The 26,566-nt window shown below is 63.1% G+C and carries 27 protein-coding genes; 18 read left to right on the top strand and 9 right to left on the bottom strand.

The window, feature by feature from the left end; all coding sequences use genetic code 11:
* Position 1: 1 nt before the first annotated feature.
* Genes grxC through AC2FMM_RS13550 form a run of 3 tightly spaced genes read left to right on the top strand, consistent with a single transcriptional unit; the run spans position 2 to position 1,544 of the window.
* The gene (gene grxC, locus AC2FMM_RS13560; protein ID WP_005979317.1) at positions 2 to 259 is read left to right on the top strand and encodes a glutaredoxin 3; all 258 of its coding nucleotides are present in this window, start codon (positions 2 to 4) and stop codon (positions 257 to 259) included.
* Positions 259 to 1,089 (top strand): carbon-nitrogen hydrolase family protein, encoded by an 831-nt coding sequence (locus AC2FMM_RS13555; protein ID WP_496712762.1) that lies wholly within the window; start codon positions 259 to 261, stop codon positions 1,087 to 1,089. The genes grxC and AC2FMM_RS13555 overlap by 1 nt, the downstream gene beginning before the upstream one ends.
* Before the next feature lie 14 nt (positions 1,090 to 1,103).
* Positions 1,104 to 1,544 carry a MarR family winged helix-turn-helix transcriptional regulator gene (locus AC2FMM_RS13550; protein ID WP_093963629.1) on the top strand — a complete coding sequence of 147 codons (441 nt, stop codon included), beginning with the start codon at positions 1,104 to 1,106 and terminating at the stop codon, positions 1,542 to 1,544.
* A gap of 3 nt (positions 1,545 to 1,547) precedes the next feature.
* Here AC2FMM_RS13550 and ubiG read toward each other — a convergent pair whose 3' ends face one another.
* On the bottom strand, positions 1,548 to 2,294 hold the full coding sequence (gene ubiG / locus AC2FMM_RS13545; RefSeq protein WP_496796842.1) for a bifunctional 2-polyprenyl-6-hydroxyphenol methylase/3-demethylubiquinol 3-O-methyltransferase UbiG: 747 nt from the start codon (positions 2,292 to 2,294) through the stop codon (positions 1,548 to 1,550).
* Positions 2,295 to 2,342: 48 nt separating this feature from the next.
* Between ubiG and pip the strand changes: the two genes are divergently transcribed.
* The 6 genes from pip to infB all read left to right on the top strand — a co-directional run bounded on the left by pip (position 2,343) and on the right by infB (position 9,731).
* Entirely contained in the window at positions 2,343 to 3,320 is a 978-nt protein-coding gene (gene pip, locus AC2FMM_RS13540) for a prolyl aminopeptidase (RefSeq protein WP_496796841.1), read from the top strand.
* Positions 3,317 to 4,138 (top strand): ABC transporter substrate-binding protein, encoded by an 822-nt coding sequence (locus AC2FMM_RS13535; protein WP_496796840.1) that lies wholly within the window; start codon positions 3,317 to 3,319, stop codon positions 4,136 to 4,138. The genes pip and AC2FMM_RS13535 overlap by 4 nt, the downstream gene beginning before the upstream one ends.
* A gap of 182 nt (positions 4,139 to 4,320) precedes the next feature.
* The gene (rimP, locus tag AC2FMM_RS13530) at positions 4,321 to 4,911 is read left to right on the top strand and encodes a ribosome maturation factor RimP (RefSeq protein ID WP_149775996.1); all 591 of its coding nucleotides are present in this window, start codon (positions 4,321 to 4,323) and stop codon (positions 4,909 to 4,911) included.
* The gene (gene nusA / locus AC2FMM_RS13525; RefSeq protein WP_496796839.1) at positions 4,911 to 6,593 is read left to right on the top strand and encodes a transcription termination factor NusA; all 1,683 of its coding nucleotides are present in this window, start codon (positions 4,911 to 4,913) and stop codon (positions 6,591 to 6,593) included. Before rimP ends, nusA begins: the two co-directional genes overlap by 1 nt.
* A gap of 22 nt (positions 6,594 to 6,615) precedes the next feature.
* Positions 6,616 to 7,239: an RNA-binding protein gene (locus AC2FMM_RS13520; protein ID WP_496680463.1), complete on the top strand. Its 624-nt coding sequence runs from the start codon at positions 6,616 to 6,618 to the stop codon at positions 7,237 to 7,239.
* Positions 7,240 to 7,247: 8 nt separating this feature from the next.
* Entirely contained in the window at positions 7,248 to 9,731 is a 2,484-nt protein-coding gene (gene infB, locus AC2FMM_RS13515; RefSeq protein ID WP_496794958.1) for a translation initiation factor IF-2, read from the top strand.
* A gap of 52 nt (positions 9,732 to 9,783) precedes the next feature.
* On the opposite strand, the gene AC2FMM_RS13510 is transcribed toward infB, so the two are convergent.
* The 4 genes from AC2FMM_RS13510 to AC2FMM_RS13495 form a co-directional block, all read right to left on the bottom strand.
* Complete coding sequence (locus AC2FMM_RS13510; RefSeq protein WP_496796838.1) at positions 9,784 to 10,611, bottom strand: alpha/beta hydrolase; 828 nt, start codon at positions 10,609 to 10,611, stop codon at positions 9,784 to 9,786.
* A gap of 3 nt (positions 10,612 to 10,614) precedes the next feature.
* Entirely contained in the window at positions 10,615 to 11,502 is an 888-nt protein-coding gene (locus AC2FMM_RS13505) for a tryptophan 2,3-dioxygenase (protein WP_496796837.1), read from the bottom strand.
* A 64-nt stretch (positions 11,503 to 11,566) separates the two neighbouring features.
* Positions 11,567 to 12,595, bottom strand: a complete 1,029-nt coding sequence (gene tdh, locus AC2FMM_RS13500; RefSeq protein ID WP_496796885.1) for an L-threonine 3-dehydrogenase — start codon at positions 12,593 to 12,595, stop codon at positions 11,567 to 11,569.
* 14 nt (positions 12,596 to 12,609) lie between these two features.
* Positions 12,610 to 13,794, bottom strand: a complete 1,185-nt coding sequence (locus AC2FMM_RS13495; RefSeq protein ID WP_496712200.1) for a glycine C-acetyltransferase — start codon at positions 13,792 to 13,794, stop codon at positions 12,610 to 12,612.
* A gap of 194 nt (positions 13,795 to 13,988) precedes the next feature.
* Between AC2FMM_RS13495 and AC2FMM_RS13490 the strand changes: the two genes are divergently transcribed.
* Positions 13,989 to 14,309 (top strand): hypothetical protein, encoded by a 321-nt coding sequence (locus tag AC2FMM_RS13490; RefSeq protein WP_496683782.1) that lies wholly within the window; start codon positions 13,989 to 13,991, stop codon positions 14,307 to 14,309.
* A gap of 44 nt (positions 14,310 to 14,353) precedes the next feature.
* On the opposite strand, the gene AC2FMM_RS13485 is transcribed toward AC2FMM_RS13490, so the two are convergent.
* Positions 14,354 to 14,923 (bottom strand): helix-turn-helix domain-containing protein, encoded by a 570-nt coding sequence (locus tag AC2FMM_RS13485; protein ID WP_496712199.1) that lies wholly within the window; start codon positions 14,921 to 14,923, stop codon positions 14,354 to 14,356.
* A 117-nt stretch (positions 14,924 to 15,040) separates the two neighbouring features.
* On the opposite strand from AC2FMM_RS13485, the gene AC2FMM_RS13480 reads away from it, so the two are divergent.
* Complete coding sequence (locus tag AC2FMM_RS13480) at positions 15,041 to 16,216, top strand: acetyl-CoA C-acyltransferase family protein (RefSeq protein ID WP_496796836.1); 1,176 nt, start codon at positions 15,041 to 15,043, stop codon at positions 16,214 to 16,216.
* 94 nt (positions 16,217 to 16,310) lie between these two features.
* On the opposite strand, the gene ubiB is transcribed toward AC2FMM_RS13480, so the two are convergent.
* Together ubiB and ubiE are read right to left on the bottom strand one after the other, a co-directional pair.
* Positions 16,311 to 17,840 (bottom strand): 2-polyprenylphenol 6-hydroxylase, encoded by a 1,530-nt coding sequence (ubiB, locus tag AC2FMM_RS13475; protein ID WP_496796835.1) that lies wholly within the window; start codon positions 17,838 to 17,840, stop codon positions 16,311 to 16,313.
* A 3-nt stretch (positions 17,841 to 17,843) separates the two neighbouring features.
* Positions 17,844 to 18,596, bottom strand: a complete 753-nt coding sequence (gene ubiE, locus AC2FMM_RS13470) for a bifunctional demethylmenaquinone methyltransferase/2-methoxy-6-polyprenyl-1,4-benzoquinol methylase UbiE (RefSeq protein WP_496683794.1) — start codon at positions 18,594 to 18,596, stop codon at positions 17,844 to 17,846.
* 86 nt (positions 18,597 to 18,682) lie between these two features.
* Here ubiE and mutM point away from each other — a divergent pair, with 86 nt between their 5' ends.
* From mutM to recF, 6 genes are all read left to right on the top strand, one after another.
* Complete coding sequence (mutM, locus tag AC2FMM_RS13465; protein ID WP_496712195.1) at positions 18,683 to 19,534, top strand: bifunctional DNA-formamidopyrimidine glycosylase/DNA-(apurinic or apyrimidinic site) lyase; 852 nt, start codon at positions 18,683 to 18,685, stop codon at positions 19,532 to 19,534.
* 66 nt (positions 19,535 to 19,600) lie between these two features.
* Positions 19,601 to 20,377 carry an acryloyl-CoA hydratase gene (acuK, locus tag AC2FMM_RS13460; protein WP_496712193.1) on the top strand — a complete coding sequence of 259 codons (777 nt, stop codon included), beginning with the start codon at positions 19,601 to 19,603 and terminating at the stop codon, positions 20,375 to 20,377.
* A gap of 229 nt (positions 20,378 to 20,606) precedes the next feature.
* Entirely contained in the window at positions 20,607 to 20,870 is a 264-nt protein-coding gene (gene rpsT, locus AC2FMM_RS13455) for a 30S ribosomal protein S20 (RefSeq protein ID WP_005979273.1), read from the top strand.
* A 540-nt stretch (positions 20,871 to 21,410) separates the two neighbouring features.
* Positions 21,411 to 22,796 (top strand): chromosomal replication initiator protein DnaA, encoded by a 1,386-nt coding sequence (dnaA, locus tag AC2FMM_RS13450; protein WP_496687552.1) that lies wholly within the window; start codon positions 21,411 to 21,413, stop codon positions 22,794 to 22,796.
* A gap of 221 nt (positions 22,797 to 23,017) precedes the next feature.
* On the top strand, positions 23,018 to 24,139 hold the full coding sequence (gene dnaN, locus AC2FMM_RS13445; RefSeq protein WP_496712189.1) for a DNA polymerase III subunit beta: 1,122 nt from the start codon (positions 23,018 to 23,020) through the stop codon (positions 24,137 to 24,139).
* 59 nt (positions 24,140 to 24,198) lie between these two features.
* A complete protein-coding gene (gene recF / locus AC2FMM_RS13440) occupies positions 24,199 to 25,299 on the top strand; it encodes a DNA replication/repair protein RecF (protein WP_496712187.1) in 1,101 nt (366 codons plus the stop codon).
* A gap of 5 nt (positions 25,300 to 25,304) precedes the next feature.
* Here the strand turns inward: recF and AC2FMM_RS13435 are convergent, their stop codons facing one another.
* Positions 25,305 to 25,871: a carboxymuconolactone decarboxylase family protein gene (locus AC2FMM_RS13435; protein WP_496796834.1), complete on the bottom strand. Its 567-nt coding sequence runs from the start codon at positions 25,869 to 25,871 to the stop codon at positions 25,305 to 25,307.
* Between the two features lie 97 nt (positions 25,872 to 25,968).
* Between AC2FMM_RS13435 and AC2FMM_RS13430 the strand changes: the two genes are divergently transcribed.
* Positions 25,969 to 26,541: a TetR/AcrR family transcriptional regulator gene (locus AC2FMM_RS13430; protein ID WP_496687561.1), complete on the top strand. Its 573-nt coding sequence runs from the start codon at positions 25,969 to 25,971 to the stop codon at positions 26,539 to 26,541.
* Positions 26,542 to 26,566: the final 25 nt, after the last annotated feature.

Here is a 26,566-nt window from a genome sequence, read left to right as displayed (position 1 = left end):
CATGAAACCGGTTGTCATCTATACCTCGCCGCTGTGCGGCTTTTGCCACGCGGCCAAACGGCTGCTGAACCAGAAAGGCGTCGCCTATGAGGAGATCGACGTTCTGATGAACCCCAAACGCAAGCCCGAGATGATCCAGCGGGCGGGCGGACGGCGCACGGTGCCGCAGATCTTCATTGGTGACACCCATGTCGGTGGCTGCGACGACCTGTACGAACTCGAACAGGCCGGCAAGCTGGACCCGCTGTTGGCCGCCTGATGAAAACCGCCCTGCTGCAGATCACCTCGTCGGACGACCCGGCCGCGAACCTGGACATGGTGCGTGCCATGATGGCCGAGGCCGCGGACCGGGGCGCGCGGTTCATCCTGACGCCCGAGGTCACCAACTGCGTCTCGACCAGCGCAACGCGCCAGCGCGAGGTGCTGCAGCACGAAGAAGACGACATCACCCTGGCGGGCCTGCGCGAACAGGCGGCGGAATTGGGCGTATGGCTGCTGATCGGATCGCTGGGGCTGAAGACACATGACGCCGACGGGCGGTTCGCCAACCGGTCCTTTATGATCGACCCGCAGGGCGGGATCGTGGCGCGCTATGACAAGATCCACATGTTCGACGTGCAGGTCACCGAGACTGAGACCTTTCGCGAATCGGCCAGCTATCGCCCCGGGTCGCGGGCGGTGATCGCCGAGACCGCCTTCGGCAAGGTCGGCATGACCATCTGCTATGACATCCGGTTCCCGCATCTGCACGCCGCGCTGGCACAGGGCGGGGCCACGATCCTGACGGTTCCGGCGGCGTTCTCTCCGGTGACCGGCGCGGCCCATTGGGAACCGCTGCTGCGCGCCCGCGCCATCGAGACCGGCTGTTGGGTCATTGCCCCCGCGCAGACCGGGGAACACCCCAAAACCCGAGGCAAAACGCGCCATACCCATGGGCATAGCATGGTCGTTTCGCCCTGGGGCGAGGTGCTGATCGACGCAGGCACTCAGACCGGCATTCACTTTTTTGATCTGGATGATAGGTCTGTTACAGAGGCACGGCGGCGCGTGCCGTCCCTGACACATGTTCGCCCGTTCGACGGGCCCTGATCCAGAGCCGGGTAATGACTGACGAAACCAACGCCCTGGCGGTCGCGCTGTTCAGCGAGATCCTGACTGCGGACCAATTGCTGCGGAACCGGCTGAGCCGGGTTCTGCCCAAGGGAATGGAAATCTCGCATTTCTCGGTGCTGAACCACCTGGTGTTCGTGGGGGGCGAGCGGACGCCTGCCCAACTGGCCCGCACATTCCATGTGACCCGTGGGGCGATGACCAACACCTTGGCCAAACTGGAATGGGCCGGATACATCCACATCCGCCCCGATTGGGACGATGCCCGCCGCAAGATGGTGGCGATCAGCCCCGCAGGCCGACGGGCGCGCGATCAGGCGATCTCGGCCATCGCACCTCTGATCAACCGGGTTGTGGGCGAGCTGGGCCTTGAGCGTGTGCGCGCGACCCTGCCGGTTCTGCGCGACCTGCGCATGAAACTGGAAGAGGAATAGGCCTCAGCCCGGCTTCACGCTGGCGGTGGCGTAGTTCACGCTCAGATCCCGGTCCGAGATCGACCAGCTCCAGGTGATCGGGTTGAACACGAACCCCTTGCGGTCCACCGGGTCCAGACCAGCCTGGCGCAGCAGATCGAACAGCTCGCCCGGGGTGATGAACTTGGACCATTCATGCGTGCCGCGCGGCAGCCAGCGCATGACGACCTCGGCCCCGAAAATCGCCATCGCATAGGATTTCGGGTTGCGGTTGATGGTGGAACAGATTTCCAGCCCGCCGGGTTTCAGCAGCTGTTGCGTGGCGGTCAGATAGGCCAGCGGATCGGCCACATGCTCGACCACCTCCATGTTCAGGACCACGTCGAACTGTTCGCCCGCGTCGGCCAATGCCTCGGCGGTGGTGTGGCGATAGTCGATCTGCAGGCCGGATTGTTCGGCATGGATTCGGGCCACGGGCAGGTTGCGCTCGGCCGCGTCGGCGCCTACGACATCGGCGCCCAGCCGCGCCATCGGCTCGCTCAGCAGCCCGCCGCCGCAGCCGATATCCAGCAAGCGCAGGCCCTCGAACGGTTTCGCTGCCGTCAGGTCCCGGTCGAATTCGCCCGCGATCTGCTGTGTGATATAGTCCAGGCGGCACGGATTCAGCATGTGCAGAGGTTTGAATTTCCCGTGCGGGTCCCACCATTCGGCGGCCATGGCCTCGAATTTTGCGATCTCGGACGGGTCAACCGTGTTCGGATGCGCTTGCATTCCTGTCTCCGTGTGCTCTTTTACGCTGAAGGACTATATAGGGCCATAATGGACAAATACCCGGACCAAAAGCGCGCAGTGCAATATCTTTACCCGCCGGTCGATCCGTTCGACCAGCGCGTGGTGGATATGGGCGACGGGCACCGCATCTATGTGGAACAATGCGGAAATCCCGACGGGATTCCCGTGGTGGTTCTGCATGGGGGCCCCGGCGGCGGCTGCAGCCCGGCCATGCGGCGCTATTTCGACCCCGAGGTCTACCGGGTGATTCTGTTCGATCAGCGCGGCTGCGGCCGGTCGCGGCCCACGGCCTCGGTCGAGAACAACACAACCTGGCACCTGGTGGCCGATATCGAGCGTCTGCGGAAACTGTTCGAGATCGACGACTGGATCGTATTCGGCGGCAGCTGGGGCGCCACGCTGGCGCTGATCTATGCTCAAACCCACCCCGACCGGGTGACCCGCCTGGTTCTGCGCGGCGTGTTTCTGGCCACACAGGCGGAACTCGACTGGTTCTATGGCGGCGGAGCCGGCAAGTTCTGGCCCGAACAATGGGCGCGCTTCACCTCGCTGCTGCGCGACTCGGAACTGTCCGACACCATCGGCGCCTACAACAAGCGGCTGTTTTCGGGCGATCGGGCGACCGAGATCCTGTACGCCCGCGCCTGGTCGCATTGGGAAAACGCGCTGGCCTCGATCCACACGAACGGGGCCGTCGGTGAAAGCCCCGGCGAATATGCCCGCACCTTCGCGCGGCTCGAGAATCACTATTTCATCAACAAGGCGTTTCTGGAACATGACGGTCAGATTTTGGATCAGATGGACCGGATCGCGCATATTCCCGGCCATATCGTGCAGGGCCGTTACGATATGATCTGCCCCCCGCAGGCGGCCTGGGGCCTGGCCGAGAAATGGCCCGAGGCAGAGCTGAAGATGGTGCGGCAGGCTGGTCACGCCCTGTCGGAACCCGGGATCAGCGCCGAACTGGTGCGCATCATGGACCGAGCCGCGCAGGAGGTGGCATGACCCGCATCGACCGCCGTGCTCTGTTCACTTCGGGTGCCGCCGCAGCCCTGCTGGCCGCGACGGGGGCCTCGCTGGCGGATACGCCGAAATCGGGCGGCGTGCTGCGCATCGCCGTGCCGCGCGACGACAGCCTGGACCGGCTGGCTCGGGGTGCGGTGTTCGACACCCTGACCGAGATCGCGCCGGACGGCACTCTGCGCGGCGAGTTGGCAACCGCTTGGCAGACCGATTCCGAGGCCCGGGTCTGGACGTTCGACCTGCGTGCGGATGCGGTGTCTCACGACGGTGCGGCACTGACGGCCGAGGATGTTCTTGCGGTCCTGTCCGAGGTCGGGCGCACCGAAGCCCTGGCGCCGGACCGCATCCAGATCGAACTGGCCGAGGCCAACCCCGGCCTGCCTTTCCTGCTGGCCGATACCCGGTTTGTCATCACCCGCGATGGGCAGAGCGTTTCGCCGCTGCAGCAGGCGAACGGCACCGGGTGTTACCGGGTCGAACGCGCCGAAGACGGGCGCCATTTCCGCGGGCGCCGGGTAGATGGCCACTACAAGGATGGTCATGCCGGCTGGCTGGAGGCGGTCGACATCATCGTGATCCCCGACCCGGCCGTGCGCGCCGAGGCGCTGCGCGACCGTTATGTGGACGTGTCGGTGCTGCCGGCGGCGCAAGGGCTGCGTGGTTTGGGTGATGTGCGGTTCTTCCCCAGCGAATCGGAGATGTCGCTGGCGATCTCCGGCACCGTAGGCCTGCCGCGCCGGATCGGGCGGGGCGCGCCATTGGACGATGGGCGAATCGCGGAACGCTGGTGGATAGCCTGAACCCGGCCTGAAAACCGACGCCGATTGTCGGTTGGTTGACGGCAGGGGTTGCAGACTCGGGTCGTCCTGCGTATATGCAGTTGCAACAGCGGCGTGTCGGACTTCTGGTCCGAGGCTCCACCGGAAAATTCGACGGGCCGCGCGCCCGTTTTTTTGTGCCCGATCGAAGGGTAGAGCACCATATGACAAACGACCTGATAGCCAAGGCGGCGATCGACCGACGATTGGCCGAGATCATCACTCCGGTGATCGAGGATCTGGGGTATGAGTTGGTCCGCATCCGCCTGATGAGCGGCAAGCAGACCACGCTGCAGATCATGGCCGACAAGCCCGATGGTGGCATCGAGGTGGATGATTGCGCCGAGATTTCGAACGCGGTCAGCGCCACGCTGGATGTCGAGGACCCGATCCTTGACGCCTACACGCTCGAGGTGTCCAGCCCCGGCATCGACCGCCCGCTGACGCGGCTGAAGGATTTCGAGACGTTCGAGGGCTACGAGGCCAAGCTGGAAACCACCGAACTGATCGACGGTCGCCGCCGCTTCAAGGGGGAACTGGCCGGCGTCGAGGGGGACGAGGTTCTGATCAACATCCCCAACGGCGAAGAGACCGTCACCATCGGTCTTCAATTCGACTGGCTGAGCGATGCCAAGCTGGTTCTGACCGATGACCTGATCAAGGAAATGCTGCGCCAGCGCAAGGATGCCGGCGCCCTGAACGAAAACGCTTTCGACGAGATTGAGACCGAAGGGTCCGAAGAGGAGACGAACTGATGGCAATCACCTCAGCAAACCAGCTTGAGCTGTTGCAGACCGCCGAGGCCGTGGCCCGCGAAAAGATGATCGACCCCGGTCTGGTCGTCGAAGCGATGGAGGAATCGCTCGCCCGCGCCGCCAAGAGCCGATACGGCGCCGAGATGGACATCCGCGTGTCGATCGACCGCAAGACCGGCAAGGCGACTTTTACCCGCGTCCGCACCGTGGTCGATGAGGACGAGCTTGAGAATTATCAGGCCGAGATGACCGTCGATCAGGCGCGCGCCTATTTCGAGCCCAGCAAGGATGGCCGCGCGGTCTGGCTGCGCGACGGACAGCCGATCGAGGATTTCTCGACCGGTCCGCAGGTGGGCGACGTGTTCCAGGAAGAGGTTCCGCCCGTGGAAATGGGCCGGATCGCCGCGCAGTCGGCCAAACAGGTCATCCTGCAGAAGGTCCGTGAGGCCGAGCGCGACCGCCAGTACGAAGACTTCAAGGATCGTGTCGGCACCATCATCAACGGCGCCGTCAAGCGCGAGGAATTCGGCAACGTGATCGTCGATCTGGGCGGGGCCGAGGCGGTTCTGCGCCGCAACGACAAGATCGGTCGCGAAAGCTATCGCCCCAATGACCGGGTGCGCGCCTACATCAAGGAGGTCCGTCGCGAACCGCGCGGTCACCAGATCTTCCTGTCGCGCACCGCGCCCGAGTTCATGGCCGAGCTGTTCAAGATGGAAGTGCCGGAAATCTATGACGGCATCATCGAGATCAAGGCCGTGGCCCGCGACCCCGGATCGCGCGCCAAGATCGCCGTGATCTCGTATGACAATTCCATCGACCCTGTCGGTGCCTGCGTCGGTATGCGCGGCAGCCGCGTGCAGGCCGTCGTGAACGAGCTGCAGGGCGAAAAGATCGACATCATTCCGTGGAACGAGGATCAGCCGACCTTCCTGGTGAACGCGCTGCAGCCGGCCGAGGTTTCCAAGGTGGTTCTGGACGAGGAAGCCGGCAAGATCGAGGTCGTCGTACCTGAGGAACAGCTGTCTCTGGCGATCGGCCGGCGTGGTCAGAACGTGCGACTGGCCAGCCAGCTGACCGGCCTGGACATCGACATCATGACCGAGGCCGAGGAATCGGCCCGCCGCCAGAAGGAGTTCGAGACGCGGACCAAGCTGTTCATGGACAGCCTCGACCTGGACGAATTCTTTGCCCAACTTCTGGTTTCGGAAGGCTTCACCAACCTCGAAGAGGTCGCCTATGTCGAACTGGACGAGCTGCTGGTGATCGACGGCGTCGATGAAGGCACCGCGCATGAGCTGCAGGCACGCGCCCGCGACGTTATCGAGGCCCAGGCCAAGGCGGCGCTGGACAACGCCCGCGCGCTGGGCGCCGAGGATAGCCTCATTGAATTCGAAGGCCTGACACCCCAGATGGTTGAGGCACTGGCCAAGGACGGCGTGAAAACGCTCGAGGACTTCGCCACCTGCGCCGATTGGGAACTGGCCGGCGGCTGGACCACGGTTGATGGCCAGCGGGTCAAAGATGACGGTATCTTGGAACCCTTCGGCGTGTCGCTGGAAGAGGCGCAGGATCTGGTCATGACCGCGCGGGTCATGCTGGGCTGGGTCGATCCCGCCGAGCTGGAGCAGACCGAGGAAGACGCTGAGGGCGAAACGGTGGAAGAGGAGGCTGAGGCCTGATCTCGGGCCTCGGATGACGTGAATGAGTCGCGGTGGCGTCCATAAAGATCGGTCCGACGGGCCAGAGCGGAAATGCATCGCCACGGGCGAGGTGCAGCCGAAATTCGGCCTGATCCGCTTTGTAACCGGCCCGGACGGTCAGGTGTTTCCGGACGTCGCGGCAAAACTGCCGGGGCGTGGGGTCTATGTCTCGGCAGACCGCAAGGCGCTGGATACGGCTGTCGGCAAGAAGCTGTTCGCGCGCGGGTTCAAGGCGCAGGTCACCGTGCCGCAGAACCTGGTGGACGAGGTCGAACGACAATTGTCGCGCCGGGTGGTCGAGCTGATCAGTCTGGCGCGCAAGTCGGGTGACGCGGTCGCGGGCTATGAAAAGGTCAAGACCTGGCTGGACCGGGAACAGGCCTGGGTGCTGATCCAGGCGGTTGACGGGTCGGGGCGCGGCAAGTCCAAGCTGAGCACGCCGCATTTCGGCAAATACATCGGGTGGCTGACCGCGGACGAGCTTGGACAGGCATTTGGGCGCCAAACGGTGATTCATGCGGCGCTCGCCTCTGGCGGACTCGCCAAACGTGTTGTAGAGGAAGCGCAGCGCCTGCGTGGCTTGCGCGAAACGGATGACGGCGGCAAGAGCCGCGCGGAAGGGTAAGAAGCTTTATGAGCGATAGTGACGGCAAAAAGACATTGGGTCTGCGTGGCGGGGCACGCCCCGGGAACGTGAAACAGAGTTTCAGCCACGGACGGACCAAGAATGTCGTGGTGGAAACCAAACGCAAACGCGTGGTGGTTCCCAAGCCGGGAGCGACCAAACCCAGCGGCGGCGCTGCGCCGGCGGGTGATCCTTCGCGTCGGCCGGCCGGGATTTCCGACGCCGAAATGGCGCGGCGCCTGAAGGCGTTGCAGGCCGCAAAGGCACGCGAGGCCGAAGAGGCCGCCAAGCGTGAGGCCGAAGAAAAGGCGCGCGCCGAAGAGCGCGAGCGCCGTCGCGCCGAACAGGAGGCCAAGGAGCGCGAACAGCGCGAGGCCGAAGAAAAAGCGCGCCAGAAGGCGGAAGAAGAAGAGCGCCAGCGCAAAGAGGCCGAGACGGCCGCTCAGCGTGCAGCCGCCGAGGCCGCCGCAGCGAAAGAGGCGCCCAAGGCCAAGGCCGCGCCGGCGGGCAAGGCGCCTGCCGAATCGCCGCGCAAGACCGACCGCGAGCGCGAACAGCGCCAGAGCCGTGGCAAAGGCCGTGACGATGGCCGCCGTTCAGGCAAGCTGACCCTGAACCAGGCGCTTTCGGGCGGCGAAGGTGGGCGTCAGCGGTCCATGGCCGCGATGAAGCGCAAGCAGGAGCGCGCGCGCCAGAAGGCCATGGGGGGATCGGTCGAGCGTGAAAAGGTGATCCGCGAGGTTCAGCTGCCCGAGACGATCGTGGTCTCGGAACTGGCCAACCGCATGGCGGAACGTGTGGCTGACGTCGTCAAGTCGCTGATGAACATGGGCATGATGGTCACGCAGAACCAGAGCATCGACGCCGACACCGCCGAACTGATCATCGAGGAATTCGGCCATAAGGTCGTGCGCGTGTCCGACGCCGATGTCGAAGACGTCATCGCCGATATCGAGGACAAGGAAGAAGACCTGCAGCCGCGTCCGCCGGTCATCACCATCATGGGTCACGTCGACCACGGCAAGACCTCGCTGCTGGATGCGATCCGCAACACCAAGGTCGTGTCGGGCGAGGCCGGTGGAATCACCCAGCATATCGGTGCCTATCAGGTGCAGACCAACGACGGCACCACGCTGACCTTCCTGGATACGCCGGGCCACGCGGCCTTTACCTCGATGCGCTCGCGCGGGGCACAGGTGACCGATATCGTGGTTCTGGTGGTTGCCGCCGATGACGCGGTGATGCCGCAGACCGTCGAGGCGATCAATCACGCCAAGGCTGCCGGTGTTCCGATGATCGTGGCGATCAACAAGATCGACAAGCCCGAAGCCAACCCGGACAAGGTGCGCACCGACCTGCTGCAGCACGAGGTGATCGTAGAGAAGATGTCCGGCGACGTTCAGGATGTCGAGGTTTCGGCCATCACGGGCCAGGGGCTGGACGATCTGTTGGAAGCCATCGCGCTGCAGGCCGAGATCCTCGAGCTGAAGGCCAACCCGAACCGCGCCGCACAAGGTGCCGTGATCGAGGCGCAGCTGGACGTGGGCCGTGGCCCGGTTGCGACTGTGCTGGTCCAGAAGGGCACGCTGCGCCAAGGCGACATCTTCGTCGTAGGCGAGCAGTACGGCAAGGTCCGCGCACTGATCAACGACAAAGGCGAGCGCGTTCAGGAAGCCGGGCCTTCGGTTCCTGTAGAGGTCCTGGGTCTCAACGGTACGCCCGAGGCCGGTGACGTTCTGAACGTGACCGAGACCGAGGCGCAGGCCCGCGAGATCGCCGAGTACCGTGCGCAGGTCGCCAAGGACAAGCGCGCCGCCGCCGGTGCCGCGACCACGCTGGAACAGCTGATGCAGAAGGCCAAGGAAGACGAGAACGTGGCCGAGCTGCCCATTCTGGTCAAGGCCGACGTGCAGGGCTCGGCCGAGGCGATCGTGCAGGCGATGGAGAAGATCGGCAACGACGAGGTGCGCGTGCGCGTGCTGCACTCGGGCGTCGGCGCCATCACCGAAACCGATATCGGCCTGGCCGAAGCGTCGGGGGCTCCGGTCTTTGGCTTCAACGTGCGGGCCAATGCCTCGGCGCGCAACACCGCCAACCAGAAGGGTGTGGAAATCCGCTACTACTCGGTGATCTACGACCTGGTGGATGACGTCAAAGCCGCCGCCTCGGGCCTGCTGAGCGCCGAGATCCGAGAGAAGTTCATCGGTTATGCCGAGATCAAGGAAGTGTTCAAGGTCACCGGCGTCGGCAAGGTTGCCGGCTGTCTGGTCACCGAGGGCGTTGCCCGCCGTTCGGCCGGCGTGCGTCTGCTGCGCGACAACGTGGTGATCCACGAAGGCACGCTGAAGACGCTGAAACGCTTCAAGGACGAAGTGGCCGAGGTTCAGTCGGGTCAGGAATGCGGTATGGCGTTCGAGAACTACGACGATATCCGCCCCGGCGACGTGATCGAGATCTTCGAGCGCGAGGAAGTGACCCGCACGCTGGATTGATCCGGCCGAAATCGAAAGAAACGGCGGTCCCCAGGGGCCGCCGTTTTCGTTTTCAGGGGTGGTCGTTCAGAAACGTCGCGTCCTTGAGGATGATGTCGAAATGGTGCGTGCCCGGCTGCAGATCAAAGCTGACGGCATGGCCGGCCTTGCGCAACGCTTCGGCATAGTCGCGGCTCTGGCGGATGAACTCGCCGGTGTCCCGCTCGCCCACCGTGACCCGATAGCGCGGCCCGGGCGCCGGCAGGTTCAGGATGGGGGACAGGTCGTGCAGCTCGACCGGGGTCAACTGTAGCGGATCGTTGACCGGGGTGAGGCTGATCGGTTCCAGGTCGTAGACGCCGCTGATCAGGATGACTTCGCGCACCCGCAAGCCTATCCGGGCGAATTGGTCGGCCGATGTCGCCATGACCATCGCCGCCAGATGCGCACCGGCGCTGTGCCCGGACAGGGTGACATGCGAGGCGTTGAACCCCAGCGAATTGGCCCGGGTGGCCAGCCATATCAGCGCGGTCCGACATTCATCGACCATCTGACCCAGCCGCGCGTCGGGGGCGAGCGTGTAGTTCACCGTTGCAAAGGCCTGCCCGCCTACGACCAGCGCGGGCGCCATCATCGCCGAATCGCGCTGGCTGAGCGCCTGCCAATAGCCGCCATGGATGAACACATGCAGCGGTGCGCCGGGCGTTCGGGCGGGAAAGAAATCCAGCACCTGCGCGGGCGTTTCGCCATAGCCGAGGTTCTCTTGCACCGTCAGTTGCGACCGTGCCTGTGCGCTAAGCGCCGAATAGGCCGCCAGATAGGGCGCAAGGTCGCCGCCGATCATCGAACTGGGCGCGTATTCGCGTTCCAGCTCGCTTTGGGAAAATCCGCGATACAGCATGGCTCAGCCCTGTCCGCCATACATCAGGTCACTGCGAACGTCATAGAGATCGTGGAAAAACCGCAAGTCCAGCGCCTTGCGCAGGAAGGCCACGCCGCTGGAGCCGCCGGTGCCGGGCTGCATGCCGATCACACGTTCGACGGCGGTCGCATGGTCGAAGCGCCAACGCTGGAACAGCGATTCCACATCCATCAGCTTTTCGCCCAGCGCATACAGGTCCCAGTACCGGCCTGTGTTCCGGTAGATCTCGGCCCAGATTTTCACGATGCGCGGATCACCTGAATAGGTCTTTGAATAGTCCCGGTCCAACAGGTCCTGCGGCACGTCAAACCCCTGCCGCGCCAGCATGTGCAAAACCTCGTCATACAGCGACGGCTTGACCAGGGCGGCGGTCAGCATCTCCATCACTTCGGGGTCGTGCTCGTGCACCTTCAGAGTGGCGGTGTCCTTATTGCCCAGGATGAATTCGATCTGGCGATAGCCATAGCTTTGGAAGCCGGATGAATTGCCCAGCGCCTTGCGGAAGGTCATATAGTCAGCGGGCGTCATGGTCAGCAGGGTTTCCCACGCGGCGATCAACTGCCGCTGGATCGCCTTGATCCGGTCCAGGTTCTTCATCGCAGGGCCGAACTCATCCTGCTGCAGGAACCGGCGCACCTCGACCAGCTGATGGTGCATCAGTTTCAGCCACAGCTCGCTGACCTGGTGGATGATGATGAACAGCATTTCATCGGGTTGGGCCGGGTCCTGAAAGGTTTTCTGCAGGTTCAGCAGGGTCTTGAGCTGCAGGAAGTCGCCATAGCTTTTGCGGTGGGTACCCGCGAAATCGGTCACCAGCGTGTCTTCGATTCCGCGTTCCAGCGGGCGGTCGCCCTTGGCTTTGTCGGCCATCTCATTTCCTCCCCGGCATGTGTGCGCACCTGTCTAGAAGGTGCGTTGGCAACTATCCAGAGGGTCAGGTCCAATCCAGCACCACCTTGCCCGATTTTCCCGACTTCATGGCGGCAAAGCCCTGCGCAAAATCATCGACGGCAAAGCGATGGGTGATGACCCGACTGACATCCAGCCCGTTCTGCAGCATCGCGATCATCTTGTACCAGGTCTCGAACATCTCGCGGCCGTATACGCCCTTGATGGTGATCGCCTTGAACACGATGCGGCTCCAGTCGACGGGCGATTTGCCGGGCGGAATGCCCAGCAGGGCGATCTTGCCGCCCATCACCAGCGCCTCGACCATCTGGTCCAGCGCCGCCTGCGAGCCCGACATTTCCAGCCCCACGTCAAAACCCTGACTCATGCCCAGGTCGGAAATCACCGATTGCAGGTCTTCCTCGGCCACATTCACCGCCCGGACCGAGGGTACGACATGCTGCGCCAGCGCCAGTCGATCGGGGTTGATGTCGGTGATCACCACATGCCGTGCGCCTGCATGGCGGGCCACCGCGGCGGCCATGATCCCGATCGGGCCCGCGCCGGTGATCAACACGTCCTCGCCCAGCAGATCGAAACTCAGCGCAGTGTGCACCGCATTGCCCAGCGGGTCGAGTATCGCGCCGATCTCGTCCGGAATGTCGTCGGGCAGGGGCACCACGTTGAAGGCCGGCAGCTTGAGATATTGGGCAAAGGCACCCTGTTCGTTCACCCCGATCCCGCGCGTGCCCGGGTCGAGGTGGAACTTGCCCGCGCGGCTCTGGCGGCTGTCGGTGCCGATCAGGTGGCCCTCGCCCGAGCAGCGCTGGCCGATCTTCAACCCGGTCACGTTGCGGCCCAGCTCGACGATCTCGCCGGCGAATTCGTGGCCGGTGATCATGGGGACGGGCACCGTGTGCGCCGCCCATTCATCCCAGTTCCAGATATGGATGTCGGTGCCGCAGATCCCGGTCTTCTTCACGCGGATCAGAACCTCGTTGGGGCCGATCTCGGGGACCGGGGCCTGCACCATCCACAGCCCTTCTTCGGGCTTGGACTTCTCCAGCGCCTTCATCGTGTTGGGCCGCATCAGATCACCCCCAATTCTTTGCCGACCTTGCCAAAGGCGGCAAGGGCGCGGTCCAGCTCGTCGCGGGTCAGCGCTGCGTTCATCTGGGTGCGAATGCGGGCCTGGCCACGCGGGACCACCGGAAAGAAGAAGCCCGAGACATAGACCCCTTCGTCGAACAGGTGGGCGGCCATGTCCTGCGCCAACTGCGCCTCGCCCAGCATCACGGGGATGATCGGATGTTCCCCCGGAAGCAGGTCGAACCCCAGTTTTTCCAGCCCGGCGCGCCAGTATTTGGCATTGCCGAACAGTTGCTTGCGCAGCATGTCGCCGTCTTCGACCAGGCGGATCGCCTCGAGCCCGGCAGCGACGATGGACGGCGGCAGCGAATTCGAGAACAGATAGGGCCGCGCCCGCTGCCGCAGCAGGTCGATCACTGGCTGCGGCCCGGCGATATAACCGCCGATTGCCCCCCCAAGTGCCTTGCCCAATGTCCCGGTCAGAATGTCCACGTCCACGCCAAAATGATCCGGCGTGCCTGCGCCGCGCGGCCCCATGAAGCCGGTGGCGTGGCAGTCATCGACCATCACGATCGCGTCGTATTTGTTGGCCAGTTCGCGGATCTTGGGCAGGTTGGCCAGGTAGCCATCCATCGAGAACACGCCGTCGGTGGCGATCATGATGTGCCGGGCACCGTCCTCGCGCGCCTGTTTCAGCCAGGCTTCGAGGTCGTTCATGTCATTGTTCATGTAGCGATAGCGTTTGGCCTTGCACAGTCGGATACCGTCGATGATCGAGGCGTGGTTCAGACTGTCCGAGATGATGGCATCCTCGGGTCCCAGCAGGGGTTCGAACAACCCGCCATTGGCGTCGAAACAGGCCGCGAACAGGATCGAATCGTCCTTGCCCAGAAACTTGGCCAGCCGATGCTCAAGCTCGCGGTGGATGTCCTGCGTGCCGCAGATGAACCGGACCGAGGCCATGCCGAACCCTTTGGGCTCCATCGCACTCTTCGCGGCCTCGATCAGCGCCGGATGGTCGGCCAGACCCAGGTAATTGTTGGCGCACAGGTTGATGACCTGACGTCCGCCCACCGTGATCTCGCTGCCCTGGGGCGAGGTGATCATTCGTTCCGTCTTGTACAGGCCTTCCGCCTTGATCTGCGAGAGGGTGTCCGTGATGTGAGATAGGAATGCATTTGCCATCTGGGCCTCCATAGCTCCCGGGTGTCTATCATAGCGGATGTATTTCCGAAATAGGAGAATTTCAGTATTACGGAAAATTTTCTTACATTACGGATTGAAGGAAGCTTTAAGTGATAACTTTTTGCTGAACTCAATGTGATCCGCTTTTTTCCACGCCGCGTATTCATTTGCATATCAACTGGGAGGGAAACGATATGATTAAGATTTCATCAGCCGCGGCGCTGGCTCTGATGTTCGGTGCAACAGCGGCTTTCGCGGGGCCTGGCAAAGGCAATACCGGTGGTGGTAACAGTGGGCTTGCTCAGTCGATGGCCGGGGCTGTTTCAGGTGGTGCGGCCACGCTTGGTCGAGACTTTGGAAGCAAAGGCAAAGGAACCGCTTCGGCGGTGAGCGGCGGCGGAAATGGCGGCTGGGGCAATGTTGGAAGCAGCCTCAGCAGCATTACCGGTACAGACGGCCAGGTTTCCAACCGTGGAGGAACCCGCGGCGCAAACGACCTACCCGACGAGGAATAATTTATCAATCCGGACTGGCCGCCTGTTCAGGCGGCCGGTCGATCCTATCGACCGGTTTTCACAATTAGAAAAACGCGTGCCGGTCCATTATGCGCAGTGATCGAGTGCGCAACATCCGCTGCATAACGCCCTGTGTCGCCTTGATGCAGAACCTCAGTTGCAGTGCCGGATTCAATCTCGACCGATCCCATCAAAACAGTCAAATGTTCACGAGAGCCTTTTGCATGCGGTTGGCTGATCAGTTTTCCGTCCGGCTCGAACCAGATATCGTACACTTCGTGCCCACCGGCATCTTCTGGCGGGGAAAGGATTCCGATCCGACAGCCATACCCCATATTGTCGATACTGGGCACATCGGACTGTTTCAGTACTTCGATTGTGTCGCCCTGAACCTCTTCATCCAGAAGCCCGGCAAAGTCTACGTTCAGCGCACGTGTCAGGTTCCACAATGTCGCAATGGTGGGGCTGCTTTCGCCGCGTTCGATCTGGCTGACCATCGACCGGGACACGCCGCTGAGGTTGGCCACCGCTTCCAGTGACAGCCCCTTGGCGCGCCGGGCCTCTTTCAGTCGGGCGGGCAGGCGTGTCAGGATATCGTCTGAGTTTTCCGTCATGGCGGAATTTTTTGCGCGTCCGGGCGGGAATTGTCAATTCCGCCGATGACGGAACGTCCCGCGCGACAGGCCCATACTGCGGGTGCATACTGCGCGCAAATCCAAGAGGAGAGAGACATGACCGACATCGTGATTCTGGATGGTGCCCGCACCGCAATCGGTACGTTCGGAGGGTCGCTGGCCGCGACCGCGCCGATCGATCTGGCCACCGTCGTGACTAAGGCCGCGCTTGAGAAATCCGGCGTCGCAGGCGACCAGATTGGGCATGTGGTGTTCGGGCATGTCATCAACACCGAGCCGCGCGACATGTACCTGTCGCGCGTTGCAGCGATGCAGGCGGGCATTCCGAATGCCACCCCGGCGATGAACGTCAACCGGCTGTGCGGGTCGGGTGCGCAGGCCATCGTGTCAGCGGCGCAGTCGCTGATGCTGGGGGATGCCGAGTTTGCCGTGGCAGGCGGCGCCGAGAACATGTCGCGCAGCCCTTATATCGTTCCGCAGGCGCGTTGGGGTGCCAAGATGGGCGACATCAAGTCGCTGGACATGATGCTGGGCGCGCTGAACTGCCCCTTTGGTACCGGGCACATGGGCGTCACCGCCGAGAACGTGGCCGACGAGCACCAGATCACGCGCGAGGAGATGGACGCGTTTGCGCTGACCAGCCAGCAACGGGCCGCGGCCGCGATCGAGGCGGGCTATTTCGACAGCCAGATCGCGCCGGTGCAGGTCAAGGTCAAGCGCGACATGGTCGATTTCAAGGTCGACGAGCATCCCAAGGCCACCACGGCCGAGGCCCTGGCCGGGCTGCGGCCGGTGTTCCAGAAGGATGGGCGTGTGACCGCGGGCAACGCCTCGGGCATCAATGACGGCGCGGCGGCGATGGTTCTGGCCACGGCGGGTGCCGCCGAGAAAGCCGGCCTGACGCCCAAGGCGCGCATCCTGGGTTATGCCCATGCTGGCGTTCGTCCCGAGGTAATGGGAATCGGCCCGGTTCCGGCCGTGCGCAACCTGTTGGAACGGACCGGCTTGTCGGCGGGCGATTTCGACGTGATCGAAAGCAACGAGGCTTTTGCCGCCCAGGCGCTGGCGGTGAACAAGGAACTGGGGCTGGATCCGGCAAAGGTGAACCCGAATGGCGGGGCCATCGCCCTGGGTCATCCGGTGGGGGCCACCGGGGCGATCATCACGCTGAAGACTCTGTACGAGTTGGAGCGCATCGGCGGGTCGAAAGGGTTGATCACCATGTGCATCGGTGGCGGGCAGGGGATTGCCATCGCCATCGAACGGCTCTGATCCTGAGCTGGGCAGGGGGGCTGTCTGCCCCCTATCGCGCCGGGGCGCGATTCCCCCCGAGGATATTTTTGGCCGGATGAAGCGACGGCGCCTTTCAGCCAAAGCCCGAAAGGATCAGGACGGCCACTGCCCCGGCGGCTGCTCCGATCGCGGCTGGAATGGCCTTGGGCCAGAAATCTGACCCGGATGGATCATCCTTGCGGGTCTGGGCTATCAGGGCATTTTCGACCAGATCAGGCAGGCGGGGCCCGAACCGCGCAAGAACCAGCGCTGTTTTTCCAAAATCACGCAGGGAGGCGCGGGGGCCGATGGACTGCCTGATATAGTCCTCGACCACAGGGCGGGCGACTTCCCAGATGTTGATATGCGGGTCGAGCGAGCGGGCGACGCCTTCGACCACCACCATTGTGCGTTGCAGCAGAATCAGTTCGGTGCGGGTTTCCATGCCGAAGCGTTCGGTCACCTCGAACAGGTAGTTCAGCAGACGGCCCATCGAGATATGGGTGGCGTCCATGCCGAAGATCGGCTCGCCCACTGCGCGCAGGGCGCGGGCGAATTCATCGACGTCCTGGTCGGCCGGGACGTAGCCTGCTTCGAAATGCACCTCGGCCACGCGCCTGTAGTCGCGGCGGATGAAGCCGAAGAGGATTTCGGCATAGACGCGGCGGGTGTATTCGTCGATATGGCCCATGATGCCGAAGTCATAGGCGATGATGTCCCCGTTCGCGGCGACCTTGAGGTTGCCTTGGTGCATGTCGGCGTGGAAGAAGCCGTCGCGCAGGGCGTGCAGCAGGAACAGGCGCAGCACGCGGTTGGCCAGGTCGCGGCGGTCGTGATTGGCGGCGTCCAGCGCGGCGTTGTCACCCAGCGGGATACCATCGGCCCAGCTGAGCGTCATGACCCGGCGCGCGGACAGGGACCAGACCACGGGCGGCAGCCAGAAGCCTTCGTCGTTCTGCGTGTTGGCGGCAAATTCCGAAGCCGCCGAACTTTCGAGCCGGAGATCCAGTTCGCCGCGGACGACGCCGTCGAAATGCTCGATCACTTCCATCGGGCGCAGACGGCGCGCACCGGGGGCGAAAAGCCGGACGATCCGGGCGGCGAAATAGAACGCATCCACATCCTTGCGGAACGCGCGTTCGATGCCGGGGCGCAGGACCTTGACGGCCACGTCCTCGCCTGTGCTGGCCAGTTTGGCCTTGTGGACCTGCGCGATCGAGGCGGCCGCGATCGGTTCGCTGAACTCCGAGAACATCTCGTCCAGCGGTTGGCCCAGCTCCTTTTCCACCTCGGCCATGGCCACGTCGCGTGGAAAGGGGGGCAGCTTGTCCTGCAGGACGCGGAGCTGTTCGGCCAGCTCCTCGCCGACGACATCGGGGCGCGTGGACAGGACCTGACCGAACTTGATGTAGGCCGGGCCCAGGGCGGTCAGCGCCCGGGTGGCCGGCGGCATGTTCGGGTCGCCCTTGTAGCCCAGCCATTGGAACGGTTTGCCTAAGGTGTGGGCAAGGATCCGCAACGCGCGCGGAGCCTCGAACGCGTCCAGCACCACGTTCATGGCGCCGGTGCGTTCCAGCGTGGCGCCCGTACGGATCAGGCGGATGATGTTGTGGGGGCCGCGCATGCGTCAGATCTTCCAGCCGGAATGCAGGGCGGCGATGCCCATGCTGAGGTTGCGGTATTTCGCGTTCTCGAACCCGGCGGCGCGCACCATGCCCAGAAAGGTATCCTGATCTGGGAACTTGCGGATCGATTCAACCAGGTATTGATAGCTGTCGCGGTCATTCGCGATCAGCTGCCCCATGCGCGGGATCACGTTGAAGCTGTAGAGGTCATAGAGTTTCTGCAGCCCGTCATTGGGCAGCTGGCTGAATTCCAGCACCATCAGTCGCCCGCCGGGTTTGAGCACGCGGTAGGCCTCGTTCAGAGCCTCTTGCGGGCGGGTCACGTTCCGGATGCCGAAGGAAATGGTGTAGACGTCGAAGGTGTTGTCCTCGAAGGGCAGGGCCATCGCGTCGCCGACCACCCAGTCCAGGCTGTCGGCCATCTGCGCAGCCTCAGCGCGCTTGCGGCCCTCGATCAGCATCGGCTCGGTCAGATCCAGAACGGTGGCATGGCCGTGGCCCGCGCGTTTGAGGAACCTGAATGAGATGTCGCCCGTACCGCCCGCCACGTCCAACAGGCGCTGGCCAGGGCGTGGCGCCAGCCAGTCCATCATCGCGTCCTTCCAGACACGGTGGATGCCCATCGACATCACGTCGTTCATTACGTCGTATTTCGACGCGACTGAGTTGAATACGCCCTGCACGCGCCCGGCCTTTTCGGCCTCGGGGACGGTTTCGAAACCGAAATGAGTGGTCTTGTCGCTATTGTCGGACATAAGCCTTGCCGTTCGTCGAATTTCGTCTCTGTTATAGGGCCTGGAAACCGGGGCACAATGCGGCCCTTTGGAATAGGAGCCGTCTAATGCCCGAATTGCCCGAGGTCGAGACAGTAAGACGCGGCCTTGCCCCGGCGATGGAAGGCGTGGTTATCGAAAGGGCGGACGTGAACCGCCCCGATCTGCGCTGGCCGTTCCCCGAGCGGATGGCCGAACGGTTGACCGGCCAGCGGGTCGAGCGTCTGCGGCGGCGGTCGAAATACATCCTGGCCGATCTGAGCGGCGGCGAGACTCTGTTGATTCACTTGGGCATGTCGGGCCGCATGACCGTGTCGGGCGATCCGCTGGGACAGTTCGTACATCATCATCCGATGCCGCAGAAGCATGACCACGTGGTGTTTCACATGGCCAATGGTGCGCGCATCACCTTCAATGACCCGCGCCGGTTCGGGGCGATGGATCTGATGCCCACGGCCACCGCCGAGCAGCACAAGCTGCTGGCCGTGCTGGGGCCGGAACCGCTGGGCAACGATTTCAACGAAACCTATCTGATCGACGCCTTCCGCGGCCGGTCCACACCGGTCAAGGCGGCGCTGCTGGATCAGAGAATCGTTGCCGGGCTAGGAAACATCTATGTCTGCGAGGCGCTCTACCGCGCCAGAGTGTCGCCACGTCGCAAGGCGGGTCAGATCTCGGCCGGGCGTGTCGGAGCCCTGGTTCCGGTGATCCGGACGGTGCTGACCGAGGCCATCGAGGCCGGTGGATCCTCACTGCGCGATTTCCGGCAAGCCGATGGAGAGCTTGGATATTTTCAGCACAGTTTCGACGTCTACGGGCGCGAGGGCCAGCCCTGCCGGACCGAGGGCTGCGGGGCCGAAATCCGCAGAATCACCCAGTCGGGGCGGTCGACCTTCTATTGCGCGCAATGCCAAAGATAGCTTGATCCGAGTTTTTCGCGTGGTAAGGAATTGGACCTGAACGGAACAACCGAAAGCTCAGACCTCATGGCTTTTGAGACGATCATCGTCGAAATCGAAGACCACGTCGCCCTTATCAAGCTCAACAGACCCGATGCGTTGAATGCGCTGAACACTCAGCTTCTGGGTGAGCTGTGCGAGGCGCTCGAGGACGCGGATACCAATGACAAGGTGCGCTGCATCGTCATCACCGGATCGGAAAAGGCATTCGCCGCAGGCGCGGACATCAAGGAGATGTCCGAGATGAGCTTTGTCGATGTCTACACCAGCAACCTTTTCGCAGACGCCAATGACCGGATTACCGCGATCCGCAAGCCGATCATCGCGGCGGTTGCGGGCTATGCGCTGGGCGGCGGGTGTGAGCTGGCCATGATGTGCGATTTCATCATCGCCGCAGACACCGCTAAGTTCGGCCAGCCGGAAATCAATCTGGGCGTCATCGCCGGGATGGGCGGCAGCCAGCGCCTGACGCGGTTCGTGGGCAAGTCCAAGGCGATGGACATGAACCTGACCGGCCGGTTCATGGATGCCGAGGAGGCCGAGCGCTCGGGCCTCGTGTCGCGCGTGGTGCCGGCCAAGAAGCTGATCGAAGAGGCGACCGGCGCGGCCCAGAAGATCGCCGAGAAATCGCTGCTGACCGCGATGGCCGCGAAAGAGGCGGTCAACCGCAGCTACGAGGTGCCGCTGAGCGAGGGCATGCTGTTCGAGCGGCGCGTGTTCCACTCGATGTTCGCCACCGAGGATCAGAAAGAGGGCATGGCCGCATTCCTTGAAAAGCGCGCGGCCCAGTTCCGCGACAAATAGGTGGCGCCGAGAGGACCGTTGGATCAGGCGGGCGCTGCCCGCCTTTTTCTTGGCGGACAACAAGGCCGAGAATCGGCTTGGCAAAGGCTGAAAACTTGGCTATTGACCGCGACCATACATGCGCGTGCGGCCCGCTTGGCCCGATTCACACTCGTGATTTCTGATCCGGTGCGGGGATATCCGTGACGTGCAACCCTAGACAAACGTACCGAACAAAGGTCAGAGACACATGGCAAACTCGCCCCAGGCAAAGAAGCGCGCTCGTCAGAACGAGAAGCGTTATGCAATCAACAAAGCACGTCGTTCGCGCATCCGCACCTTCCTGCGCAAGGTCGAAGAAGCAATCGCATCCGGCGACAAGGAAGCCGCAACCGCAGCCCTGCGCGCGGCCCAGCCCGAACTGATGCGCGGCGTCACCAAAGGCGTGTTCCACAAGAACACTGCAGCCCGCAAAATGTCGCGCCTGTCGGCACGGGTCAAAGCGCTGGGCTGACTTTACGTCAACAATCGTTGACGATTTACGAACAAAAAGGCGTCGCCCCGTGCGGCGCCTTTTGCGTTGTTGCCAGAATGCCGCGCCTTCACAAAACCGAGAGATTCTTTCGCCCGAAGACCCGAGTCAATATCAGAGTTTCGTTGCCCGGCCCCTCTGCCTCTTGCTACGACATATTCAGCGATTCACTCGCTTGGGGGGACAGGCTGTTTCCGCGATCTGACCGACGGGCATCGGAAGGATTCGGGGACGAATGTCGGCGACCGGTTCTGCCGGGTTCGTCGATCTGCTCGGGATCTCGGGTCTGCCGGTGATCTTGGCCCTGTCAATAAATTGCAATCTGTGGCGCGCTCTGCCGGCCCAGCATCCGTGGCTTCGGATGTGCCAGAACAGAGCGTTGGCGGAAAGCACGTTTCTGACGCCAGACCGACCGGTTTTTGGCGAGCCGGAAGCTGTTGTCGAGTGAACGCGAAAGAGCCGGGAGACCGGTTACAAAAAAAGGCCGGCTGGCCAATAAAGATGGGATGCGTGAGGCGCTGGATGACACAAGAAAAATGGGGACAACTGCGTAATAAATTGCTCAAGGCTGTGGGCCGGAACAATTTTACGACCTGGATCGAACCTCTGGAATTTCAGGAATTGAAAGGTGGCGTGGCCGTATTTTCAGTTCCGACCAACTTCATGGGCAACTACGTCAGCCAGAATTTCGCTGACCTCATCCTGTACGAACTGAACACGGCCGGAGAATCGGTCCAGCGCCTGGCGTTCCGCGTGGCCGCGAATTCGCCCGCACGCCCCGCAGCCCCCGCCGTGGAAGACAAGCCCCAGCCTGCCGAAATCGACATGCCGGTTGAAGCGTCGGTCGCGAATGATGCGCTCGAGTCGTTGCAGGCCGCACCGCTGGACACGCGCTTTACCTTCGACAGCTTCGTCGTCGGCAAGCCCAACGAACTGGCCCATGCCGCCGCGCGCCGTGTTTCGGAAGGCGGCCCCGTCACCTTCAACCCGCTGGTTCTGTATGGCGGCGTCGGACTGGGCAAGACGCACCTGATGCACGCCATCGCGTGGGAATTGAAGACCAAACGCCCCGAGCTAAACGTGCTGTACCTGTCGGCTGAACAGTTCATGTACCGCTTCGTACAGGCCCTGCGCGAACGCCGAATGATGGATTTCAAACACCTGTTCCGCTCGGTCGACGTGCTGATGGTCGATGACGTGCAGTTCATCGCCGGCAAGGATTCGACGCAGGAGGAATTCTTCCACACCTTCAACGCGCTGGTGGATCAGAACAAGCAGATCATCATCTCGGCCGACCGCGCGCCGGGTGAGATCAAGGACCTGGAAGAGCGGGTCAAGTCGCGCCTGCAATGCGGCCTGGTGGTTGACCTGCATCCCACCGATTACGAATTGCGCCTGGGCATTCTGCAGACCAAGGTCCAGCAACACACCAAAACCTATCCCGATCTGAAAATCGCCGATGGCGTTCTGGAATTCCTGGCCCATCGCATCTCGACCAACGTGCGCGTTCTGGAAGGGGCACTGACCCGGCTGTTCGCCTTTGCCTCGCTGGTCGGTCGCGAGATCGACATGGAGCTTACGCAGGACTGTCTGGCCGACGTGCTGCGCGCCTCCGAGCGCAAGATCACCGTCGAAGAGATCCAGCGCAAGGTTTCCGACTATTACAACATTCGCCTGTCCGACATCATCGGGCCGAAACGCCTGCGGTCCTATGCCCGGCCGCGTCAGGTGGCGATGTATCTGTGCAAGCAGCTGACCAGCCGGTCGCTGCCCGAGATTGGCCGCCGCTTTGGCGGGCGCGACCACACCACCGTCATGCACGGCGTCAAACGCATCGAAGAGCTGAAGCTGACCGACGGTCAGATCGCCGAAGATGTCGAGATGCTGCGCCGCGCGCTCGAAGCCTGAGCCCCTGCAATTCGGCAAACCGCCCCGGCCCTGCGCGGGGGCGGTTTTTCTGTGCGCATTTTTCCACGATTTCCCCGGAACTGCAGTGCAGGGCTGCGCGGGACCTTGACGGTTTGCACGTTCCGACACAGAAAACGGTAAAAAATCCTTGTGCCTCAGGGCTGAACCGCTAACTTGCCAGTCCCGCCCATGTAAGCACTCAAATCAGAGGAATTGAGGGTATGAAGATCAGCATCGAACGCGGCACGCTGCTCAAGGCCGTTTCGCAGGCCCAATCCGTTGTGGAACGCCGCAACACGATTCCAATCCTGGCCAACGTGCTGATCGAGGCCGAGGGCGATCAGGTTCTGTTCCGCGCGACCGATCTGGATATCGAGGTGGTCGACAAGGCCCCCGCGCAGGTCGAGAAGGCGGGTGCAACCACGGTTGCGGCCACGACCCTGCACGAGATCGTGCGCAAGCTGCCCGATGGCGCGCTGGTCACGCTGACCGCCGACAGCGCGGCTGGCCGACTGACGGTCGAGGCGGGGCGGTCGAACTTCTCGCTGGCGACCCTGCCGAAAGAGGATTTCCCGGTGATGGCGTCCTCGGAGTACCAGTCGAACTTCACCGCTTCGGCGGCCCTGCTGCGGCGGCTGTTCGACAAGTCGAAATTCGCCATCTCGACCGAAGAGACGCGGTATTACCTGAACGGTGTCTACATGCATGTGGCCGATGGCCCCGAAGGCGGAAAGGTTCTGCGTTGCGTGGCCACCGACGGCCACCGCCTGGCCCGGATTGACGCCGATCTTCCGGCGGGGGCCGAGGACATGCCGGGCGTGATCGTTCCGCGCAAAACGGTGGGTGAGCTGCGCAAGCTTTTGGAAGATGACGACATGGATATTGCGGTGTCGGTCAGCGAAACCAAGGTGCGCTTTGCCACGCCCGACATCACGCTGACCTCGAAGGTGATCGATGGAACCTTCCCCGACTACACCCGCGTGATTCCGCAGAACAACACCCGCAAGCTGGAAGTGGACGCGGCAGAATTTGCCCAGGCCGTCGACCGGGTGGCCACCGTATCGTCCGAGCGGTCCCGTGCGGTCAAACTGCAGCTGGAAAACGACAAGCTGGTCCTGTCGGTGAATGCGCCCGACAGCGGTGCGGCCGAGGAAGAATTGGCCGTGGCCTATGGCGACGAACGGCTGGAAATCGGGTTCAACGCCAAATACCTGCTGGAAATCGCAAGCCAGGTGGACCGCGAGAACGCGGTGTTCCTGTTCAACTCGGCGGGCGACCCGACCCTGATGCGCGAAGGCAATGACCAGAGCGCGGTCTATGTCGTGATGCCGATGCGCGTCTGATCGCGCGGGCGCGGGGTGCGTCCGGAGCGCGTGTTTGTGCGAGGATGAAGGGAGGGGTCATGGCTTTGGCCCTGACCGAATTGAAGGTTTCGCATTTTCGGTCGCACAAGCTGGCGCGATTGGCGCTGGACGGGCGGCCGGTGGCCTTGTACGGACCGAACGGGGCCGGCAAGACCAATATCCTCGAAGCAGTATCCCTGTTTTCGCCCGGCCGGGGCATGCGCCGGGCCAGTGCCGCCGAGATGACGCGCCGGCCCGAGGCGCTGGGCTGGAAGCTGAGCGGTCTGCTGGACGTTCAGGGCCGCCGGTCCGAGATCGAAACCTGGTCGGAGGGAGGTGCGGCGCGGCAGGTTCGGATCGACGGAAAGGCAGCCAGCCAGATCGATCTGGGCAAGCTGTCGCGGGTCGTCTGGCTGATGCCCGCGATGGACCGGCTTTGGATCGAAGGCGCCGAAGGCCGGCGGCGCTTTCTGGACCGGGTGACGCTGAGTTTCGACCCAAGCCATGCCGAGGCCGCGTTGACCTATGAAAAGGCCATGCGCGAACGGAACCGCCTGCTGAAAGAGCAGGTGCGTGACGCGCATTGGTACGCGGCGCTCGAGGCACAGATGGCCGAAACCGGGCATCGCATTCATACTGCGCGGCTGGGTGCTCTGGCGCAGTTGCGCGCAGCGCAGGAACAGGCCGAGACCGCCTTTCCCTCGGCGGAACTGGAACTTGTTCAGTCCGAAGGGGACATGCCCGAAAGCGCGCAGGATCTGTTGGAGGCGTTGGCCGAAAGCCGGTTCCGCGACCTGTCGGCGGGGCGCACATTGGTGGGGCCGCACCGGTCGGATCTGCACGGGGTCTATGCGGCCAAAGGCGTTGCGGCCAGTGAGTGTTCGACCGGAGAGCAGAAGGCGCTTCTGGTGTCGCTGATTCTGTCCAATGCGCGGGCACTGGCCGCGCAGGTCGGGGCGCCGCCGATCCTGTTGCTGGACGAGGTGGCGGCCCATCTGGACGCAGACCGCCGGGCGGCGCTGTATGATGAAATCTGCGCGCTGGGGGCGCAGGCCTGGATGACCGGAACAGGCCCCGAGCTGTTTACCGAACTGGGCGATCGGGCGCAGTCTTTCGTGGTCAATGACGCGGGTGACGGCTCGACCGTCACCCCCGCCTGACCGGATCAGGCCGGCTCGCCGACCTTGCGTTCCCACAGGAACGGACGCATCACTTCGTCCACCGGTGTCCGGGCCATGTGGTTGACGTAGTTCGACATGGTTTTCTGCGCCAGGCCCAGGATCACGTCCAGAACAGCGCGGTGCGAATAACCCGCATCGAAGAACGCCTGCAACTGCGCGTCGGTCACGTTGCCGCGTTGGTTCATCACCTGAAGCGTGAACGTCCGCAGCGCCTCGAGCTTGGGCGAGGGCAGCGGGGTTTCATTGCGCAGCGCTTCGGTGATCTCATCCGACACCTTCATCATCTTGGCGATGCCGGTATGGGCCGGAACGCAATAGTGGCAATCGTTTTCCACGTTGATGGTCTGCCAGACGACGGTTTTCTCGTCATCGTCGAAATCGGTCTGCAGGAACAGGTGGTGCAGAACCTGATAGGCCTCAAGGTGCTGGGGGCTTTCGGCCATGACCTTGTGCAGGCCCGGCAGGCGGCCAAACGCGGCCTGCGATTTCTCGAGCAGGGGTTTTGAGCCTTCGGGGGCGGTGTTCAGGTCATGCGAGGGGAATTCGGCCATTTCGGGTCTCCTTTTCTGGCGGCTGAGTCCGAAATAGGCTTTATTGAGTGACCACTCAAGTATATATTTGAGTGATCGTTCAAAAATTGGAGATCACATGCCCCGCAAACCTGCCTATGACCGTGACGCGCTGATCGCGCAGGCCCGAGACCTGTTCTGGCGTCAGGGCTGGGCGGGCACGTCCCTTAAGGATCTCGAGCGTGCGCTGAAGCTGAAGCCAGGCAGCTTTTACGCCGCCTTCGGGTCAAAGGATGCCTTGTATGCCCTGACGCTGGAGCGCTATGCGGATGAAGGTATTGCCCGGCTTGACGCCCTGGCCCGGGAGCTGGGGCCGCTAGGTGCGCTCAAAACCCAGCCGCTTTTGGTCGTCGAGGCCGCGAATGCGCCCGCAAAGGCCTGCATGCTGGCCAAGACCTATGCCGAGTTGAGCGCAAAGGACCACGATCTGGCGAAACTGGCCGCAACCCATCTGTCGCGAATGAAAGCCTGTTTCGTCGATCTGTTCCGGCAGGCGCAGGCGGAAGGGCAGATCGGAGCCGACCATGATCCCGAACGGCTGGCGGCGCGCTATCAATCCGACCTTTTGGGCCTGCGCCTTTCGGCCGAGCGCGGCGATGTCGATGCCCGCCAAATCGCCGCTGACATCGCCGCCGATCTGGATCGGTTGTGACCGTCGGAGGTCGGCAAATCAGCTT

This window comes from Ruegeria sp. BHSC043, assembly GCF_059612985.1.
The sequence above is the reverse complement of the archived record's forward strand: the minus strand, read 5'-3'. Positions and strand labels throughout refer to the sequence as shown.